13 protein-coding genes are annotated in these 21,460 nt (G+C 42.2%); 12 read left to right on the forward strand and 1 reads right to left on the reverse strand.

Features of this window, described 5'->3' with window-relative positions; translation table 11 throughout:
* From essB to HMPREF2832_RS01990, 8 genes are all read left to right on the forward strand, one after another.
* The gene (gene essB / locus HMPREF2832_RS01955) at positions 1 to 1,290 is read left to right on the forward strand and encodes a type VII secretion protein EssB (protein ID WP_049498055.1); all 1,290 of its coding nucleotides are present in this window, start codon (positions 1 to 3) and stop codon (positions 1,288 to 1,290) included.
* 3 nt (positions 1,291 to 1,293) lie between these two features.
* Complete coding sequence (gene essC, locus HMPREF2832_RS01960; protein WP_070505349.1) at positions 1,294 to 5,703, forward strand: type VII secretion protein EssC; 4,410 nt, start codon at positions 1,294 to 1,296, stop codon at positions 5,701 to 5,703.
* Between the two features lie 63 nt (positions 5,704 to 5,766).
* Positions 5,767 to 6,447, forward strand: coding sequence for a hypothetical protein (locus HMPREF2832_RS01965; protein WP_049498053.1), 681 nt, complete (start codon positions 5,767 to 5,769; stop codon positions 6,445 to 6,447).
* Positions 6,444 to 9,026, forward strand: coding sequence for an SA1320 family protein (locus HMPREF2832_RS01970; protein WP_049498052.1), 2,583 nt, complete (start codon positions 6,444 to 6,446; stop codon positions 9,024 to 9,026). Before HMPREF2832_RS01965 ends, HMPREF2832_RS01970 begins: the two co-directional genes overlap by 4 nt.
* Positions 9,027 to 9,222: 196 nt before the next feature.
* The gene (locus HMPREF2832_RS01975; RefSeq protein ID WP_239681864.1) at positions 9,223 to 9,588 is read left to right on the forward strand and encodes a hypothetical protein; all 366 of its coding nucleotides are present in this window, start codon (positions 9,223 to 9,225) and stop codon (positions 9,586 to 9,588) included.
* Positions 9,589 to 9,597: 9 nt separating this feature from the next.
* Positions 9,598 to 10,137, forward strand: a complete 540-nt coding sequence (locus HMPREF2832_RS01980) for a DUF3592 domain-containing protein (RefSeq protein WP_070505350.1) — start codon at positions 9,598 to 9,600, stop codon at positions 10,135 to 10,137.
* A 195-nt stretch (positions 10,138 to 10,332) separates the two neighbouring features.
* Complete coding sequence (locus HMPREF2832_RS01985; protein ID WP_070505351.1) at positions 10,333 to 14,727, forward strand: PolC-type DNA polymerase III; 4,395 nt, start codon at positions 10,333 to 10,335, stop codon at positions 14,725 to 14,727.
* A 286-nt stretch (positions 14,728 to 15,013) separates the two neighbouring features.
* Positions 15,014 to 15,877, forward strand: a complete 864-nt coding sequence (locus HMPREF2832_RS01990) for a helix-turn-helix domain-containing protein (RefSeq protein ID WP_041818440.1) — start codon at positions 15,014 to 15,016, stop codon at positions 15,875 to 15,877.
* A 9-nt stretch (positions 15,878 to 15,886) separates the two neighbouring features.
* Here HMPREF2832_RS01990 and HMPREF2832_RS01995 read toward each other — a convergent pair whose 3' ends face one another.
* Positions 15,887 to 17,470, reverse strand: a complete 1,584-nt coding sequence (locus HMPREF2832_RS01995; protein ID WP_070505352.1) for an ATP-binding cassette domain-containing protein — start codon at positions 17,468 to 17,470, stop codon at positions 15,887 to 15,889.
* A 191-nt stretch (positions 17,471 to 17,661) separates the two neighbouring features.
* Between HMPREF2832_RS01995 and HMPREF2832_RS02000 the strand changes: the two genes are divergently transcribed.
* The 4 genes from HMPREF2832_RS02000 to HMPREF2832_RS02010 all read left to right on the forward strand — a co-directional run bounded on the left by HMPREF2832_RS02000 (position 17,662) and on the right by HMPREF2832_RS02010 (position 21,366).
* On the forward strand, positions 17,662 to 17,925 hold the full coding sequence (locus HMPREF2832_RS02000; RefSeq protein ID WP_003016112.1) for a type II toxin-antitoxin system RelB/DinJ family antitoxin: 264 nt from the start codon (positions 17,662 to 17,664) through the stop codon (positions 17,923 to 17,925).
* Complete coding sequence (locus HMPREF2832_RS02005) at positions 17,918 to 18,196, forward strand: type II toxin-antitoxin system YafQ family toxin (protein WP_003016081.1); 279 nt, start codon at positions 17,918 to 17,920, stop codon at positions 18,194 to 18,196. Before HMPREF2832_RS02000 ends, HMPREF2832_RS02005 begins: the two co-directional genes overlap by 8 nt.
* Before the next feature lie 17 nt (positions 18,197 to 18,213).
* A complete protein-coding gene (locus HMPREF2832_RS10100; protein ID WP_049488740.1) occupies positions 18,214 to 18,363 on the forward strand; it encodes a hypothetical protein in 150 nt (49 codons plus the stop codon).
* 150 nt (positions 18,364 to 18,513) lie between these two features.
* Positions 18,514 to 21,366 (forward strand): AAA family ATPase, encoded by a 2,853-nt coding sequence (locus HMPREF2832_RS02010; protein ID WP_070505353.1) that lies wholly within the window; start codon positions 18,514 to 18,516, stop codon positions 21,364 to 21,366.
* Positions 21,367 to 21,460: the final 94 nt, after the last annotated feature.

Here is a 21,460-nt window from a genome sequence, read left to right on the forward strand (position 1 = left end):
GTGAAAGAAGAACAATTTACACTGGAAGAACAAGTCTTCCGTTTTGAAAAAGAAGAAACGAGCTGGCGGCTGGACCTCAAGCGTTCAGAAGTGGATAGCCAGGATTTACGCAATTTATGGATTTTGGATCTCCATCATCCCTTGTTTTTAGAGCAAAGCATGACAGCGGATCAAGACCAGATTCATCTGACCTATCAGACTGATGCGCTAGGCTTGAGTGCTGAAGAAATCAAGAAATTACCGGTTTCAGACCGTCTGCGTCTAGCTATCAATGTCTTGGATTTGGCGCCAGCCTTGGAGCTTCCGGTGACCTTTGTGGTGCATCCCATCAATTTGTTTGTGACCAAGGATGCGCAAGTCAAGATCGCTTACCGTGGAGTTCCGGGGATGATGGTGCCACGCAGGTGGGATCAAGTGGAATTCTTGCGTCAGGCCAAGTGCTATGCGGTCACTCTTTTTGGGGACTGGGATTTCATGGAGCTCTATCAAGGGACACTTGAATTAGAAGATCTACCTGATTTCTTGGTGGAAATTCGTGATGCTGCGAGCTTAGAAGAGATGAAAGTTCTCTTAGAGAAAGCCTACAAAGAACGCAAGGAAGAGGAAGAAAAGACCTTGACCTTGGTTTCAAGCCGTCAACACCGAATCTTTAAGTTGGCAACAGTGTGGCTTTCAGCTGTAGTGGCCCTCTTACTCTTGCCTTTGATTTATTTGGTCTTTTTCCAAGCACCCTTTAAAGAAAAGTTGCTTCAAGCGGATACAGCCTATCTCAAGGTAGATTACACCGGTGTGATCGATGAGTTGGAGGGAGTGGCTCCAAGCAGTCTTCCAACGACACAGAAATATGAGTTGGCAACGTCTTATTTACAAGGCTTGAATTTCTCAGAGGAGCAAAAGAAGGTCATCCTTAACAACGTCACACTCAAGTCAGATAGCCTCTATCTCCACTACTGGATCTATATCGGCCGTCATGACTTTACCCAAGCGCTGGATACAGCCAAGCGGATCGACGATTCAGACTTGATCATCTATGCCCTTCGTAAAGAAATCAAGGCGACACGTGATAGCGAAAAACTCTCTGGTGAACAGCGCGAGAAGAAACTCTCTGAGTTAGAAGGCGAATACAAGAAATACTGGGATGCCCGCTCTAAACTCTTGGAAGCAGAGACAGATGAAACCAAAGTTTCCACTAGCAGCTCAACAACGGCTTCGTCTACAGAAGGCTCCTCAACAGAAAGCTTGTCTTCTACAACTGCAAGCTCGACTGAGTCTAGTGACCATAAGGAGTAGTCTATGAAAAAACGTATCATACTCTATAAAAAAGGTTTTCGCTATGAGCTAGCGCTAGAAGAGGGAAAAACAGCGACCGTATCGAATCAAGAAACAGCTCAGTTGACCCTGGCTTCGCAAGAAAATCCCCTTCATTTCCAATGGAGTCAAGGGGAAATCTCCTACCAGTATGGTGAAGACAAGGGCGTGCTTGAAAATAGCAAGATCCTTGGGGATGTGGTCTGCTACTTGGCGACAGGTGAAGTCCATACCTATGAACTGCTAGACAAGGAAGAAATCCTCGTAGCAGATGAAAAGGGTGCGGATGTGCGCTTGCACTATCCAGTACGCTTTCTCCTTGTGAAAAAAGAGCAGACTTGGACTTGTCAGCTCTTATCTGGAAAACTCTACCATAACCATAAACTCGTCAGTGAAGCGACTTTTCCACTGGCCTTTGGGGATGAGCTGGCCATTGGAGATGTGACCTTTAAGCTCTATCCAGAAGAATTTGGCGTGGAAGGGGCTGTAGAAGTAAGTCCTTATCTAGTGCCGCGTTTGCATTCACGCTATGACTTCTACAAGGACTATCCAGAGTACCACCGTTCTCCGCGGATCATCTACCGGAGTTCGGAAGACAAGATCTTGATCAATCCTCCGGGAGCGGAGCCTCAAAAGCCATCAGATGAACTCTTGAAGTTGATCATGCCACCCCTCATCATGGTTGGGGTGACTCTCTTGATCACCATTTTCCAACCGCGGGGTCTCTATATCATCGCGACAGTATCCATGTCTGTGGTTAGTGTGATCTTTTCGGTTCAAGGATTCTTCAAGAATCGTAAGAAATACAAAGAAGACAAGAAAGAGCGTGTGGAGCTCTACCATCTCTATCTCAAGGATAAGGCCAAGGACTTGGAACAGCTATCTCGGAAACAACGAGAAGGCATGTTTTACCATTTCCCAGCGATTGAAGACTTGACAAAGATGGTCAAACGCTATGATTCGCGGATCTACGAAAAAACACCCCTTCATTTTGATTTTTTGGCCTATCGCTTGGGCTTGGGCAAGGTTCCAACCAGCTATGAGCTCAAATATGGTCAGGAAGAGCGTAGTGGGAAGAAAGATGCCTTGGAAGAAGAAGGCTACGCTCTTTTCCAAGCTCACCAAAAGATCGACAATCTTCCGATTGTAGCTAGCCTTAATCGGGGACCTGTAGGGTATGTCGGTCCTCGTCCTATCGTGTTAGAGCAGTTGCAACTCCTCGTTGCCCAATTGGCTGTCTTTCACTCTTATCATGATCTGACCATTATTCCGATCATTCCAGAAGAAGAAAAAGAAAGCTGGGATTGGATGCGCTGGTTGCCTCATGCAACTCTGCAAGACATGAATGTCCGTAGCTTCGTCTACAATCAGCGGACACGCGATCAGGTCTTGAACAGTCTCAACCAGATCCTCAAGCTCCGCAAGGCGCAAAAAGAGGAAGAAAAAGCCAATGATACCAAGATCTTCCATCCTCACTATGTGGTCCTCATCACCGATGAGACTTTGATTTTGGACCATGTCATCATGGAGTTCTTCCGTGAGGATCCGACAGAGCTCGGCTGCTCCATCATCTATGTGGCAGACGTGCTCTCATCACTTTCTGAAAATATCCAAACCGTTATCTCTATCAAGGACCGTAACCAAGGGCAATTGCTCTTGCAAGAAGGGGTTCTTCGGGAGCTTGACTTTCAATTGGATCACTTCCCTGAAGGCTATGACAAGGAAGCCATCTCGCGCGGCCTAGCCCCACTGAAACATATCCAACAGCTCAAGAGCTCGATTCCAGACTCGGTGACCTTCCTTGAAATGTACCAAGCGGAAACTTTCAATGACCTCAAGGTCTTGAGTCGTTGGGAGAGCCATGCCCCTTACCAAAGTTTGGCCGTGCCGATCGGTCTGCGCGGGAAGGACGATTTGGTCTACCTCAATCTCCATGAAAAAGCCCATGGACCACACGGCTTGATCGCAGGGACAACCGGTTCCGGTAAGTCTGAAACCATTCAGTCTTATATCCTGAGCCTTGCTGTCAACTTCCATCCACATGATGTGGCTTTCCTCCTCATCGACTACAAGGGTGGGGGAATGGCCAACCTCTTCAAGGATCTGCCTCACTTGCTTGGGACCATCACCAACTTGGATGGTGCCCAGTCTATGCGGGCCCTAGCCTCTATCAATGCGGAGATCCATCGTCGGGAGCGGCTCTTTGGTCAATATGGGGTTAACCATATCAACCAATATCAAAAGAAATTTAAACTGGGTGAAGCGACAGAACCGCTACCTCACCTCTTCTTAATCAGTGATGAGTTCGCCGAACTCAAGGTCAACCAACCTGACTTCATCAAGGAATTGGTCTCTATCGCGCGTGTCGGGCGTTCCCTCGGGGTACACTTGATCCTTGCGACGCAAAAACCTTCTGGGGTCGTGGATGACCAGATCTGGTCCAACTCCCGCTTCAAGCTAGCCCTCAAGGTGGCAGACCGTGGTGACTCTATGGAGATGCTGCGGACGGCAGATGCGGCTGAGATCACCCAAACCGGTCGTGCCTACCTCCAAGTCGGAAATAACGAAGTCTATGAACTCTTCCAAACCGCTTGGTCAGGAGCAGACTATCAGCCTGAGAAAGATCAGCTAGGGATCGAAGACCATACCATCTATTTGATTAATGAACTGGGCCAATACGAAGTCCTCAACCAAGACCTATCCGGTCTGGATATGGCAGAAGAAATCAAGGAAGTGCCAACAGAGCTGGATGTCATCGTGCAGGAAATCAACCACTTGCACCAACAAGAAGGGATCGCAGCTGTGGCCCAACCGTGGTTGCCACCGCTCAAAGAGCGGATCACGCTGGATGAGTTGGACAAGGTCGTGCCGATCGAGGCTTGGCAAAAACGGACAGCTCCAAGCGTCCTAATCGGGGTCGCCGATATCCCGCAAGCGCAAAAGCAAGAAGCTGTCGCTATCGACCTATCAAAAGATGGCAATATCCTCCTTTACGGAAGTCCAAGTACAGGAAAGACCACTTTCCTACAGACTGCCGCAATGGATCTAGCTCGTAAGCAGAGTCCAGAAAACCTGACCATGTACCTGCTGGATTTCGGGACCAACGGTTTAGCACCCTTGACTCAATTGCCGCATGTGGCCGATAGCCTCTTGCTGGATCAGACGGAGAAAATCCAGAAATTCATCCGAATCATCAATCGCGAGTTGGATCGCCGTAAGAAGCTCCTCTCGGAGCATGGTGTCGGCACCATCGCCCTCTACCGTGAAGTGACCGGTAAGCAAGAGCCAACCATGGTCATCCTCATGGATAGTTATGAGTCTATGAAGGACGAGCCTTATGAGACAGACCTCTTCAAGCTCTTCATGCGGATCTCCCGTGAAGGTCTCAGCATCGGTGTGCACTTGATCATCACAGCTAGCCGTCAGAACAACCTACGGGCTCAACTCTATTCAAACTTCAAGCACCAGCTGACCTTGCCACAAAATGATTTCTCTGAAGTCCGCGGTATCGTGGGAGCAACCCCACTGGCGTCTACTATGGAAGACATCAAGGGACGCGCTCTCATGAAGCGTGACGAAGTCGATGTCGTCCAGTTCGCCCTACCAGTCGCAGGGGACAATGATATCCAAATCATCAACAACCTCCGAGACCAAGTCCAAAGTCTTAAAGAGATGTGGACAGGCCGCACACCAGCAGGCATCCCAATGGTGCCAGATGAGTTGACAGAAGCAACCTTCTATGGACGTGAGGATGTAGCAGCCTTGCTGGATGAAGGAAAAGTGCCACTCGGATTGGATCTGGAAACAGTTGAGCCTGAGACATGGGATCTCAAGAAAGGCAACCTTCTCTATCTGACAGACAAAGAAGAGCAGATGACACAATTCGTTAAACAAATTGCTCGCAGCAAGCAAAAGGTAATTGTGTTGGCGCCACAATTTTCTAAACTAAACTTAGAAAGATTTGATAAGAAAGTTATCTGTGAGAATGTAATACAAGATATAGAAAATAGGTTGGAACTACTTGAAAATGAGATAAATAAACGTATCCAAGAAGGATTGACGGAACAAGTAGCTACTATTGTTCTTTATAATGTAACGGAGATCATTGGAAATCTAACACCTATTGCACAGAAGAGACTAGAGTTTATCTTTAAACAAGGTCTATTTGTTGGCTATGCATCAATTGTAATAACGAACCAAAGTATTTCTCGTAATATCGAGGCACCGTTGCGCTTAGCAAAAGGTTTCAAACAAGCCTTGGTAAGCATGAGACTCAATGATCAAACCGTTGTACCTGTTGCAAAGAAACCTCTACGAGAGTCTATATTAGAAAAACAAGTCCATTATTTTATTTGTGAGAGTACATACATTAAGATCAAGGGATTGATGCGCTAAACGCATGATTAAAGACGCAATCACGAGTCAATAGTGAACATTGTAATCGCGGAGTAAAGAAAGATGAAAAAAATAAAAATAATTTTATGGCTACTGATAGGAGGAGTTATACTTATGACAGCATCGTTATTAAATGGATGTAGTTTGGGTGGTGAAACTATTCCCAAAAACAGAACAAAGGAACAGTACGAATTTGAAAAAACGTTTGAACCTATGTTTGAATTTTTGGAAAAAGACAAGAAAGAGTTTAATGGGTTAAAGCTTTACAAAAATAGTATTTATATAGAGAGTGGAAACGTAGTAAAGGATTATAAAGTATTCTTAGATACTAGCCAATCTGACATTAAGGGTGAGTATACAATAAAAATTGGGGATAATGAAGAAACAGTTCCTGTTACTTACTCTAATGGGAGATTACAGTACGAATCGAAGTTAGAACCTTTGTTTGACGAAGAAATTCTTAATTTGGTAGTACAAAGAGATTATTTCGCTTCCTTGAATATAAAAGAAACCTTTAAGAGTGCTGAAACTGAATTGAGCGATATTATCTACCAGCCTGAAAATCATTCTGACCTCTATAAATATCTTAAAAATAAGTACGATATGCCAGAAGATACGACCTGTCGAATAATATTAGATTACTCTAGTGGAACAATCTATGGAATTTCAATACTAATGGAATCTAAGGATGAGGCTGTTCAAATAGATTTAACTATATTTAAACAACGGGAGGATAATCAATGAATGAAATTGAAAAAAGTAATCGTCGAGTTGAAATGTCAGCCGTCTTATCTGATGCTGTATATAAATACGAGATAGCCTATACTGCTGGTCGTAAAAATCCAACAGAGATGGCTGTAGGGGTTTTGGATGATGCTGGCGTGGATAGTAGTAGTTATGAAATCGTAGACTGCATGTACGATAAAGATTCGGGAGTTGCCGCAATTGCTGTATATGATAAGTTTACAGAAGAAACCTATATCTCTTACGCAGGAACTAACTATAAAGCTGACGGTCATAAAGATATTATTGTAGATGCTGCAATTGGTATCAATGATTCGTTATATCTTAAAAAAAAGAACAAACCTGCACTTGATTTTTATGATAGAGTAGAAGCAAAAGGAAACTATATCACAACAACAACGGGACATTCCTATGGAGAATTTCATAGCGGACGAGTAGCATTGGAGAGACAAGTACCCTATAATTTCGGGTATCAGGGGGCTCCTCAGTCAGTAAATGGGAAAACAGCTCAGCAGATGATTAAGGACGGAGATTCTAAATTATTTAATGAAATTCTAGTAAATAAAGATTTTGATCATTTCAAAACCATGGTTGAAGTGAAAACTAATCAAACAGGGCTGAGTATGCCAAGTGATAAAGTGCTTAAGCAATACTGGACCTACTTTTCATCTTTAAAGAATATTTCTCCTGAAATGTTAAAATCCTCGGAAAAAGAAGCTAAGCGGATAGAAGAATTAAGGAAAAATTACAAGGGACAATCAATTACTTTTTCCTCAACTCGTGATGTATTGACTAATTTAGTATGGAATCAAAATAAATTAGAAATTCAATTTGAAGGACAGGCACTAGATGGAGCATTTTTGCAATGGTTGTTAGATGCTAATACTCCAGGAATACTAGATTTTACTGGAATAAGCATGGAAACAAAATATCCAGGGAGAGTTGTTGCAATTGATTTACCAATTTATCATAATATGACAGCATATAGAAAAAATGAAGAAGCTATGCAATATACAAAGCAAATAGTTCTAGAACAATTATTTACTGTTGATATAGAAGGAGATGGTATTCTTGATTTTGCGGTCACTCCTGAAAATACAACTACCAGAGATTTATTACCAAAAAGTGGAGATTCACTACAAGTTAAAATAGATACTACATCTATGACAATTTTGATTACTAATTTAAAAGTATGTTTAAAACAGGCACAAAATTTAGCATCAGTTACTCAACAAACTCTTCAAGCAAATGAAAATGTTCTGAATAATTTGTCGAGTCGCACAAATAATCTTAAGGAGGTGGTCTTCCAACATTTACAATCGATAAGTTTAATTGAAGCTATCCAAAAGATAGACAAGGCTTATAGTCACTATAATAGTATTACAGGAACTTTTGATACACTTAGTAACTATGATTCATACGAGTTTTCAAGAAAATTTGATTGGAGAGGTTCCAGTATATTTTATGATTATTTAGATAGTGCTGGAAATGTATTTAATCATGGAGCAATTACTTCTAAGCTGAATGGCATGAACTCAAATGCTTTAAATATAGAGGCAGATATCAATATGCATAAAATAGCTTCTGAAGGGAAATACGGGAATATATGGCCTCAAGCAAACATGTATACGAAATTTGGAACCAAAGGTGCAGAACTTGTGAATTCATTTGAGGATATGATTGAAAAAAGTACAAATGGATTGGCAAATCGCTCTCATTTTGGTGATGGAATTCCACAAGCTGTTGATGAAATTTTAAAAGTGTTAGCACAAAATATTCAAACAATTATCTCTTGCATTTCATATACTATTTCAGTAGCTGAGCTTATTAAATCAGCTTTAGAAGAAACTGATAGAGGATTGGCCAGAAATATTGACACTTTAAATTTCAGTTCGATTCCAGATGTAAATATTAGTGTTTCACAGGATTATAATGCTTACTTAGAGGAGAGTGGTATATTCGATGATCGTGATGTAATTAGTGCTTTTGACGATCAAATAGATGTTAAATCTGAGGCTTTAGCCAATCAAATGTCTCCAGCATTTAGTGATTATCTTGATAGTGTAAAAGCTGCTGTTGAACATACAAACAAGGTGATGACCACTGCTAAATATGATCTCCAAACAATTGTTAATGAATTTCCAACTAAAATATACTACAAGTTAAAATCTGATGATAAAAATAAGAAAAAACTTTATAGTACTGTAGAGCCACTTATTTCGGTATCAGGTGTAATTCGAACTGCTATTTCAGATATTGATTCTGTAGATTTAGATTTGACCACAGCATCGACAACAATTAATACGGTATTAACTATGTTAGGAGGTTTTAAAACGGTATTTAGAAATGGGATGGAGGATGCTTTTTATGGAGCTGCTCATTTGCAAGGTATTGTTCGTGCTCAAAAAGCAGTTGCGACGGTTATTAAATCGTTACAAATTCGATTTGTTAACTTGAAAGGAGATTTGGAAAGTTTATCTTCAGGTGCCGCATCAGATGCGCTAGGATACAAACTTGGAGATATGACGAATCTGATGGGGAATGTATCTCATGTTATTGATGATTGTTTTGGAAATTGATAATGATTAATATTTTTTAGAGAGAGCCCCTTTGAACTGTACCTCAAAAGTTAGACAGAAAAATCTAACTTTTGAGGTGTTTTTATTATGACATTGATATTGAGAAAAAAGTTCAGAACCTTGAACATAGAAAACAAGAGGCCTTTAATTCTTACAGTACTTTTAACCACTACTGAAAGGAAAAACATCGGATTTGATGGAACTGGGGAAGAAGTTAGTTAAGGAGCATCCGGAAGTTGGCGATCAAGAGGATGTCACTGTATATTATACAGGGAACACTTATACTGTAGAGCAACAAGAATATGCAGTATTTATGTTGGTCAATAAAACGACAACGAATATTGATCGTGATGCAACTTTTAAAATTAGCTGGAGTTATGATGGGCAATCTGTTTACCAAGATCAAGTAGTCCAGTATAGTCTATCGAACAACCCTAAGTTACCAACGCAATCAGCGACCCTCTTGTTGCTTCCTTTGACGAGCGAACAAAGCTCGATCGTAGAGAAGATATCAGATGAAACGAAGATGAGTCTGAGTATCACAGACATTTTGATGAAGTAGGTGATGGGGATGCCTGATATCAGAATACTTCTAGTCATTGCTGTGGCTGTTATTGGATTTCCTTTGTTTGTCGTACTCTTTTTTGGACATTTCTATAGAAGAGAAGTTAGGATTAAAACCCTCTCGTCAAAGAGCGTTGAGGGAGTGGTAGTTGGCTATAAGCGGGCACAAATTGTAGCGGCTTCAATTGTAGAATATAGAGTGGATGGTCAGACCTATCGAAATAGCCTGAAATATTATCGGGTGGTGCGAGTGACCCTTCCTTGGAAAACGAATCAAGCGGCTAGCGACATCGATTTGATGGCGCAAAGGATAACCATTTACACCAATTCTACAGTCTCAAAGGGCAATCTTTTTCAAGATGCTTTTCCACTGGGATCGAGCATGACGGTCTGGTATAATCCAGCCTGTCTAAAAGAATCATACGTTGAACGCTATGGTGGATTAGACGGGCTTTTTAAACGGCAGATGTGGATTGGAATCTGGATGTTAATTTTATTTCCTATTTTGGCAGTTGTGGCCATTGTCATGGGGATGAAGTATAAATGATGGATCAGCTCTAACTGAATAAAAGATGAAGAGAAATCACCGTCCTATAGGTGATTTTTTCGTCTTCACTTCTCCCTCGAATTAATCCTTAAATTGTGATAGAATAAGGGTTACGAATGTTTTTGAATGGTCTGTTTTTTCTTAGAGTCAGGCCACTCAAAAGCGAGCAAAAGAATCAAGATCAAGGGAGAAACAATGTCCAACACCTTTGAAATTTTAATGGATCAGCTGGATATGCCGCTGGAGATGCGATCTTCCAGTGCCTTTTTGCATGCGGAGATTCAAGAAGTCGTGGTGCACAAGGTCAGTCGGGTCTGGGAGTTCCGCTTTGCTTTTGCGGAAGTCTTGCCCATTGCTTTGTTTAAGGAATTGCGCCAGCGCTTGAAGGACGAATTTTCAAAGACGGGAAACCAGGCGACCTTTACCATCCAAGTGGCCAATCAGAATTTTTCTACGGAATTATTGCAGGCCTACTACCGTGAGGTCTTTGAGGAAGGACCTTGTGCTAGTCAAGGCTTTAAGGGACTCTACCAAGACTTGCAGGTGCGCGCAGAAGGGCAGGAATTGATCATCTCAGGGCCTTCTTCGGTTGATACGGAGCATTTTCGTAAGAACCATTTGCCCAATCTTGCTAAGCAGTTGGAAGCCTTTGGTTTTCCGCATTTCACCTGTCGAGTGGAGTCTGATGAGGAGTTGACAGAGCAAGAAGTGGCGCAATTTGAGCAGGAAAATGAAAAGATCTTCCAAGCAGCCAATGAAGAGACCTTGCGGGCTATGGAATCCTTGGCCCAGATGGCTCCGCCACCAGCGGTTGAAGAAAAGCCAGTTTTTGACTTCAAGGCTAAGAAGGTGGCAGCTAAACCTAAGCTAGACAAGGCCGAGATCACTCCGATGATCGAGATCACGACAGAAGAGAACCGGATTGTCTTTGAGGGTGTAGTCTTTGACGTGGAGCACAAGGTGACACGGACCGGTCGGGTCTTGATCAGCTTTAAGATGACCGACTATACCTCGAGTTTTTCCCTTCAGAAATGGGTCAAAAATGAGGAAGAAGCCCAGAAGTTTGACATGATCAAGAAGAACAGCTGGCTCCGGGTGCGGGGAAATATCGAAATGAACAATTTCACGCGCGACTTGACCATGAATGTCCAAGATATACAGGAAGTCGTGCACTACGCCCGCAAGGACCTGATGCCAGAAGGCGAGCGCCGGGTGGAATTCCACGCGCATACCAATATGTCGACGATGGATGCCCTGCCGGAAGTCGAAGAGCTGATCGCCAAGGCAGCTGAGTGGGGCCACAAGGCGGTGGCTATCACTGACCATGGCAATGTGCAGAGCTTCCCACATGGCTTTAAAGCAGCCAAGAAAGCTGGGATCCAGCTGATCTATGGGATGGAAGCCAATATCGTAGAGGACAAGGTGCCCATCACCTATAATGAGGTGGACCTGGACCTTAATGAAGTGACTTATGTGGTCTTTGACGTGGAAACGACGGGACTTTCAGCCATCTACAATGACTTGATCCAGGTCGCTGCTTCTAAGATGTACAAGGGCAATGTCATTGAGGAGTTTGATGAGTTTATCGATCCGGGCCATCCTCTGTCCGCCTTTACGACCCAATTGACAGGGATCACCAATGAGCATGTTCGGGGTGCCAAGCCCTTGGTGCAGGTCTTAAAGGAATTTCAGGCCTTCTGTGAGGGAACGGTTCTCGTTGCCCACAATGCTACCTTTGACGTAGGCTTCATGAATGCCAACTATGAGCGTCATGGCCTTCCCAAGATCACCCAGCCGGTCATCGATACCCTGGAATTTGCCCGTAACCTCTATCCAGATTTTAAACGGCATGGATTAGGGCCATTGACCAAGCGCTTTGGAGTAGGCTTGGAGCACCACCACATGGCCAACTACGATGCGGAAGCAACGGGGCGCCTGCTCTTTATCTTCATCAAAGATGTCGCTGAAAAGCATGGGGTGACCAATCTCAAGGACTTGAATATCGATTTGATCGATGAGAATTCTTATAAGAAAGCGCGGGTCAAGCATGCCACCCTCTATGTCAAGAATCAGACCGGCCTTAAGAATATGTTTAAACTGGTCTCACTTTCTGGGACCAAGTATTTCGAAGGAGTCCCACGGATTCCAAAGACCGTGCTGGATGCCCACCGCGAGGGCTTGATCCTTGGATCGGCCTGCTCAGAAGGGGAAGTTTTTGATGCGGTCATGTCGCAAGGTGTAGATGCGGCAGTCGAAGTGGCCAAGTACTACGACTTTATCGAGGTCATGCCGCCGGCTATCTATGCGCCCCTCATTGCCAAGGAGCAGGTCAAGGACATGGACGAGCTCCAGACCATTATCAAGAGCTTGATCGAAGTGGGAGATCGCCTCGGCAAGCCTGTTCTTGCGACAGGAAATGTCCACTATCTGGAACCGGAAGATGAGATCTATCGGGAGATCATTGTCCGTAGTCTCGGTCAAGGGGCTATGATCAACCGGACCATTGGGCACGGAGAAGATGCCCAGCCAGCGCCACTTCCAAAAGCGCATTTTAGAACCACCAATGAAATGCTGGATGAATTTGCCTTTTTGGGAGAAGACTTGGCGCGCAAGATTGTTATTGAAAACACTAATGCACTCGCAGAGACCTTTGAGCCGGTCGAAGTGGTCAAGGGGGACCTCTATACGCCATTTATCGACAAGGCCGAAGAAACAGTTGCGGAATTGACCTATAAGCGAGCCTTTGAGATCTATGGTAATCCGCTCCCTGATATTGTCGATCTGCGAATTGAAAAAGAATTGACCTCTATCTTGGGGAATGGCTTTGCAGTGATTTATCTGGCATCGCAAATGCTGGTGCACCGTTCCAATGAGCGGGGCTACCTGGTTGGATCGCGTGGATCCGTTGGATCCAGCTTTGTGGCGACCATGATTGGGATCACCGAGGTCAATCCGCTCTCGCCTCACTATGTCTGCAGCCAGTGCCAGTACAGCGAGTTCATCACCGATGGTTCTTATGGATCTGGTTTTGATATGCCAGACAAGGATTGTCCAAACTGTGGCCACAAGCTCAGCAAAAACGGGCAGGATATTCCTTTCGAAACCTTCCTTGGTTTCGATGGGGATAAGGTACCCGATATCGATTTGAACTTCTCTGGAGAAGATCAGCCAAGCGCCCACTTGGATGTCCGCGATATCTTTGGGGAAGAATATGCCTTTCGGGCAGGAACGGTAGGTACGGTCGCAGCTAAGACTGCTTACGGTTTTGTGAAGGGCTATGAGCGTGATTTTGGCAAGTACTACCGCGATGCCGAGGTCGAGCGCTTGGCTCTTGGTGCAGCTGGGGTCAAACGGACAACTGGTCAGCACCCAGGGGGAATCGTTGTTATTCCAAACTATATGGATGTCTATGACTTTACTCCGGTCCAGTATCCGGCAGATGATGTGACAGCTGAATGGCAGACCACTCACTTTAACTTCCACGATATCGATGAGAACGTCCTCAAGCTCGATGTCCTGGGACATGATGATCCGACCATGATTCGCAAGCTTCAAGACTTGTCAGGTATTGATCCGAACGATATCCCAATGGATGATCCAGGGGTCATGGCCCTCTTTTCTGGGACGGAAGTGCTAGGGGTGACAGCCGAGCAGATCGGAACGCCGACAGGGATGTTGGGGATTCCAGAGTTTGGGACCAACTTTGTTCGGGGCATGGTCGAAGAGACCCATCCGACGACCTTCGCAGAGTTACTTCAGCTCTCTGGTCTGTCTCACGGTACCGACGTGTGGTTGGGAAATGCCCAAGACTTGATTAAGGCAGGCATTGCCGATCTATCGACCGTTATCGGGTGTCGGGACGACATCATGGTTTACCTCATGCACGCGGGTCTCAAGCCTAAGATGGCCTTTACCATCATGGAGCGCGTGCGGAAAGGGATGTGGCTCAAGATCTCAGAAGAAGAGCGCAACGGTTACATCCAAGCCATGAAGGAAAACAATGTCCCTGAATGGTACATCGAGTCCTGTGGGAAGATCAAGTACATGTTCCCTAAAGCCCATGCGGCGGCCTATGTTATGATGGCCCTTCGTGTGGCCTACTTTAAAGTGCATCATCCACTTTATTACTACTGTGCTTACTTCTCGATTCGGGCCAAGGCCTTTGACATCAAGACCATGGGTGCAGGCCTTGAGGCCGTGAAAGCGCGGATGAAAGAAATCTCTGAGAAACGCAAGAACAACGAAGCTTCCAATGTAGAGATTGACCTCTACACCACCCTTGAGATTGTCAATGAGATGTGGGAGCGGGGCTTCAAGTTTGGTAAGCTAGACCTCTATCGCAGTCAGGCGACAGAATTCTTGATCGATGGGGATACCCTGATTCCACCATTTGTCGCTATGGATGGTCTGGGAGAGAACGTTGCCAAGCAAATCGTGCGAGCGCGTGAAGAAGGAGAATTCCTCTCTAAGACCGAGCTCCGGAAGCGTGGCGGTGTTTCGTCTACCCTGGTTGAAAAGATGGATGAGATGGGCATTCTTGGCAATATGCCAGAGGATAACCAGTTGAGCCTCTTTGATGATTTGTTCTGATGGAGGGAATCCATTCACAAAAGTTGATCCAGTTTCATCTAATTAAGACTTAACAGTAAAACCAGTAGAGATGATTTTTATGATTTTCATTTCTGCTGGTTTTTAGATATGATAGAATATAAATAAGTTTTTATCCAGAGACTAAAACTTTAGGAAGTTATATATTGAAATTATCAAAAATGATCGCTATAAATTATTAATAATGATACTCTCAAACAAGAGTAGGCTTAACGGAAGTAGTGTTTGCTATACCTTAATAACTTTTCGATATGGAATGGAGATAAGTATGATTTTAGGTGAAACTTATAGGAAAATAAGAGAAGAAAAGGGAATTTCTATTTCTTCATTAGCAGGTGCTGAAATTTCAAAATCTCAAATATCTAGATTTGAATTAGGAGAAACAGAGATTTCTGTCTTTAAGTTATTGTATCTTCTTGAAAGAATAGGAGTAACACTAGAGGAATTTCTGCTTATCTGTAATCATTATCAACCTTCGGATTTTAATACCTTAATAGCTTCTGTTAAACAGGCCGCATATAATGAAGATTCTCAAGCATTACTAGATATGGTAGAGAAAGAAATAGAACTTTTTCATAGGACAAATTCTCATTACCATAAATTAAATGCTATTTTCATTGAAAGTATTGTTTCGGGAATGGATAAGAATCATCAATTGAGTCGTCAAGACGCCTCTTATCTTACAAACTATTTATTTTCTGTTGAAAACTGGGGTTATTACGAAACGCTCATCCTTGGAAATTGCTGTCGTGTTCTATCTCCAGATTTATTATTTAGATATGCCAAAGAGGCGCTCAAAAAAGGGAAGTTGTATAGCTCTATACCTAAAAATAGACAATCTCTCATTCAACTACTTCTCAATTCTTTGATTATAATGATTGAGAACGACTTATATGAGGAATCTTTATTTTTAAAACAGGCTACGAAGAATATATTAGCGGATTCCACAGATTTTTTTGAACAAACTATTTTGCTGTATTTAGATGGATATTTGGAACTAAAATTCTATCATAATCAAAAATCACTTTTAAAAATCGAAGAAGCTTTAAAAATTTTCGAACTCTTCAATAAAACAATCTACAAAAATTACAAAGAATACTTTGAGAAACACATCATTCATTTAGTAGACTAGGCCATTTATCTATAGGGTAATAACGTGATCAAACTCTTCCAATATTTCTGGATTTTGATCATGAGTAATGACAATAACAATTGCATCTTTAATGGATAGAATGTAGTCCATCATTGCTTTGGCTTTTATTGGATCAAGGTTGCTTGTAGGTTCGTCAAAAATATATACAGAATATGGTTTGGCTAAAAACCTAGCTAAATCAATTCGTTGCTTTTCTCCTTCTGAAATGGTTTGATTTGATTGAGATAGACTCTTATTAAGGAAGTCTTCACTAAATCCTAAGGCTTTTCTTAATTTTTCAGTTAAATAAAGGTTTCTGGACAGTTTGATATTCTCTAGGATATTTCCTTCAATCAGAAAATCATTTTTTTGCACAAATGCAATATCTTTATATAACTCCTCTGAGGGAATATCAATATTCTGTTTTCCGTTGATTTTTATTTCCCCATCATAAAGATTTTTGGAATAATAGTTTAGTATTAATTTTACTAAAGTTGTTTTCCCAGCTCCTGAAGCACCTATAATCGCATAGCGTTTGCCTTTTTTAAATTCATAGGAAAAATGATCAAATAATATTTTATTTTCAATTTCATAATGTAATTGGCTAATAGAAATGGTCGAAATGTTATCACAATCAATTGTCCTTGTTTTATGGAAAAGTTCATGATTTGTCTCATATAAATTTTCTTGGATATTATCAATAATGGACTTGCTACTGCTGATTAAATTTTTATTGTAAAGAATAGATTGTAATGGAGCAAAAACACCGTTTAATAATTGAATACTTGCTACTAGTAATCCAATAGTCAGTAAGTTATTTCTTACAAAAAAGATACCAGCAACCATACAGGATAGTTGAGAGCCAAAACTTAGTAAAATTCCAGTAGTTGAAGCTAAGTCTTTTAAGAATTGATATGTTTTTCTGGACTCTTCAAATTCTAAACTGATTTCCTGAATTTTTTCTTGGGTCCAGCTTTGAATATTTAATAACTTAATTTGTTCAAAACCATTAATAAAGTTTGTCATTTTTGACAAATAGTGATTATTTTGTAGAGAATAATTATTTGTTGATTTAGTCATTAACTTTCCAGGAATTTGTGATAGAAAAATCGTTATACTCGACAATAAAAGAAAGACTAATGCTAATCGCCATTCTATATAAATAATAGCAACCACACTCATGATAAGGCTCCCTAAATTTGCAATTAGAGAGATTTTAGGGATTAATAAATTTTCTTGAATAAGGTCACTGTTTTTGGTGATATTATTTAAGAAATCTGAATGGTTACGGTTGTCAATTTGGTTAAATTCACGCGATAAATAATGTAATAAGAGACGCCTTTTTAGATCTAAAATAACTTTTTTTACATATTGGTTTTTAAGATAGGAATAGGAACAAGAAATCAAGAACCACAGTAAAATCGAACTTACACAAATAGTGATATGAAAGAGTAATCCACTATTTGAATTAGATATACTATCAAGTATTCTTCCTAATTGGAGAGAGAAGAATGTCATTAAAAGAGCACTTGTCAGACTTAATAAAATAAGCAAGAAATATAGTAATTTATATTGTTTCGTAATCTGCTTCATATTTTTCACCTCTTAATATATGATAGCAACATTATATTCTAAAACTAAAACTCAGGCTGAGATCTCCCATATTTGGGATACTAATTTTATTTCTTTACTATATTTTAGTTTACAGCTATCCATTGTATATCCTATGGATTTACAATAGCCTTCTTTTTTGATACAATAAAAGATAGAAAGAAGGTGAGAATATGTCAAAGACGAGCATGAGTATCCGTTTGGATAGTGAGGTTAAGGAGCAAGCCCAACTGGTATTTAATCATTTAGGGATGGATATGACCACGGCTATCAACATTTTCCTTCGTCAGGCTATTCAATATCAGGGCTTACCTTTTGATGTTCGATTAGACGATCGTGGTAAGTTGCTCCAAGTAGTAACGGATGTAGAGCAAAATCGGAATATGAGTCAGCCCTTTGAATCGGTCTCAGACTTGATGGAGGACTTGCGTGCTTAAGATTCGTTATCATAAACAGTTTAAAAAAGATTTTAAGTTAGCAATGAAGCGAGGTTTGAAGGCAGAACTGTTAGAAGAAGTTTTGAATTTTCTGGTTCAAGAAAAAGAACTTCCTGTCAGATATCGTGACCATCAATTGACCAATTCCAAGCATTTCCAAGGTGTTCGGGAGTGTCATATCCAGCCGGATTGGCTTTTGGTTTACAAAGTAGATCAGGATGAATTGATTTTAAACTTGCTGAGGACAGGAAGTCACAGTGATTTGTTCTAGAAACAAAGGAGGAGAACATGAAGTTAGAAATTTTTGCAGAAGACAAACCAGCTGAAAAAGTCTTTGAGTACAAGCTAGAAGTGGCAGACAATGTGCTGCTCCTTTCCACTGCCATGCTCTCAGGAGTGATTGCTCTAGCCAGCTTGTTTTCAGCCTTGAAAGATTAACTGACAGCCTCTATTTTCCTTTTGAAAATAGAGGTTTTTCAGTCCTTTCAGATCTGATAAGTGTTTTCTTTGGTACTGGATTGTGTTACAATTTTTAGTAACAAGTGTTTATAACAAGGAAACAGAAAAGATGAAACAAAGGAGAAGCGCGTGGCAAGATATTTAGTAGGGCCTTACAACAATAGTTGGAACTTTATGGATGCGCTTGAAAAAGCGCAGGATGGAGATACCATCGAGTTTGAAAATGGGTATGTGTTTCAATGGCCGACAGATGAGGTGATTGTGATCAACAAGAGCCTTCATTTTGTGGGGCATGTGGTTCCAAATCCAAATGGTAATGGGCGCATGTTTAACAACACGATTGAGGCTTGTTTCCGATTTGTAGAGGGAGCTCAGGTGACATTTGAAGATCTGTGGTTTAAAGTTGGTGGGAACTATACTGCCTTGACCTTATGGAATGAGTCAGCTATCACCTGTAAACAGGTCTATTTTGAAATCACTACTCCGACAAATAGTGAATTTTTTATCTATATGGATACGCATTCGAAAATGACATTGGATGGAGTTGGGATGAAGGTTCCGGAAAAACACCAAAGTGTCATCGGAATGTCAGCATCAGAACTGTCCATTCAAAATTCAACGATTTTTTCTAAGATAGATCTGTCAGAAGGATCTAAATTGACCTTAGAAAATGTCCATATTGAAAAATTTGGGAATAATACGATCCATGCCAAGGACTCAGAAGTGATCGCAAAAAATTCAACGATTACAGGCGGGGATCTGGAAAAGGACTTTCCACCAGTTTGGTTGAGGAATGTCATCTGGGAGTCTGAAAACTGTAAAATTGAGTTGCCTACTGGAACTGGAGTCTGTCTTGACAATAATGTTCAATTCAATTCGGATTCCGATCGTATCACCTCTCTCAATGCATTCAATAGTATGATCCGAGCTCACCAGGCTACATTTTCAGAATTTTTATGCGTCTATGAAGAGTCCTTTGCTTCCCTGACTGGAGAAACGACCTTCTTGAATGAGAATGCCCAAACCATTTCGTTTGGAGTTTTTGATGATGGTGTGCTGATGGCTGAGCATATGATTTGTCATAAGATTGCGGATCCTAATATACGGCTTCAAGGTGGAGCCTTTGCGAAGGTGGGCACCGTGACCTATAGGCAAGGCGATGCGCGTGATCTGACCAAGGAAATCGAGGATGACTGTGACTATCTTGTTGGCAGAGAAGTGGCCAAGGGCAATGCGCAAGTCGTTCCTACGGGACAGACGACGGATGCAACGGTGGCTCCAACCACCGCAAGAGACTCTGGTCCAGAGAAGAAACAAGATGCTCTTCAAGAACTCAATAGCCTGATTGGTCTTGAAAAAGTCAAACATGAGATCAAGAAAATGATCAACATGGTGGAATTTAACAAGAAACGAATCGCTAGTGGCAAGGCACCTGAAAAGCAAACCTTGCATGCTGCCTTTATGGGAAATCCTGGTACAGGGAAAACCACTGTGGCCCGTCTGTTGGGACAAGTGCTCTTTGATGCGGGTGTCCTCTCAGGGGAAGAATTCCGTTTCGTGGAAGCAACGGAGTCCGATCTGATTTCTTCGAATATTGGAGGAACGGCTGAACAGACCCAAGCCCTGCTTGAAAAAGCGCGAGGAGGCATTCTCTTTATTGATGAAGCCTATAGCTTGGATAAAAAGGACAGCGGTGCGGACTTTGGGATCGAGGCGATCAATACCATCCTCAAATTTATGGAGGACAATCGTGACGACATCATGATTATCTTTGCCGGCTATACCAAGGAAATGGAGGAGTTCTTAAAGACCAATCCAGGCCTTCGTTCTCGGGTACCAAATAATTTCATCTTTGAAGATTTCACAGGAGATGAGATTGTCCAACTAGGTGAAATGATCCTAAGCAAAGGGGACTACAAACTCGAAGACCGGGATTACTATGCGCGGCATGTTAAGCGGGCTTATGATGGCTCGCTAGATAAGAGCAATGGACGCTGGATCCGTAATCTGGATGAGCAATTGACCAAGACCATGGCGGATCGGGTGGTGGCCCAAGGTTCTGACGATATTGAGACCATCCTCAATAGCGATATCGATGCTGTCCTTAACCAAGGTAAGTATCAAGCAGGAGCCGACAAGGAAGAAGATGGGATGGCTGCCCTCAACCGTTTGGTTGGAATTGCCAAGGTGAAAGAGCAAGTCGAACAATTCGTAGCCATGGCTGAGTTCAACCAAAAACGGGCTGAACAAGGTGGCATCGTCGAAGACACGACCTTGCACTCTCTCTTTCTTGGAAATCCTGGTACAGGGAAGACTACCGTGGCCCGCATTTTGGGCAATATCCTCTTCCAAAAAGGGGTTATCAAACAGAAGAAATTCATCGAAGTTTCGCGGAGCAATCTGGTTGGAGGCTACCAAGGTCAAACAGCTTTGAAGACGCGCGAAGTCCTAGAAAGTGCACTGGGGGGAGTCCTCTTTATCGATGAGGCCTATACGCTCTATACCGGTTTAAATGACGATTTTGGGAAAGAAGCCTTGGACGAAGTCCTCAAATTTATGGAGGACCACCGCCGCGATATCGTTATTATCTTTGCTGGTTACACAAAAGAGATGCACGACTTCTTGCAGGTCAATTCAGGTCTGCAAAGCCGGATCCCGACTACATTTGATTTTGAAGACTACAGCCCAGATGAGATCGTTGAGATCGGTCTGTTAGGATTGCGTAAGCAAGGTTACCAGGTCAATGAAGCCCTTTATGGAGAGATTGTGAAAGGAAATTATATGCGTGCCAATGACCATAGTAATGGTCGCTGGGTTCGCAATCTCAATGAAAAACTCTTGCGCCAAGTATCAACTCGGGTAACCCGTGAAGGTAGTACAGACTACAATTCCATTTTGGATCAAGATTTGGAAGCTTTGAGAGAGAATAGCAGTTCAGAGCAACCCCATACCGTGGATGATCAAGGCTATGTTCTTCCTTAAGCTAGAAGGAACAAGAAAAAGGATTCTGCAGGAGCGGAATCCTTTTTGCATGGACTTATGGTATACTAGGAGAAGATTATTCACTTATGAAGGA

The sequence above is a fragment of the Streptococcus sp. HMSC073D05 genome, assembly GCF_001812015.1.
Taxonomy (GTDB): Bacteria; Bacillota; Bacilli; order Lactobacillales; family Streptococcaceae; genus Streptococcus; species Streptococcus parasanguinis_D.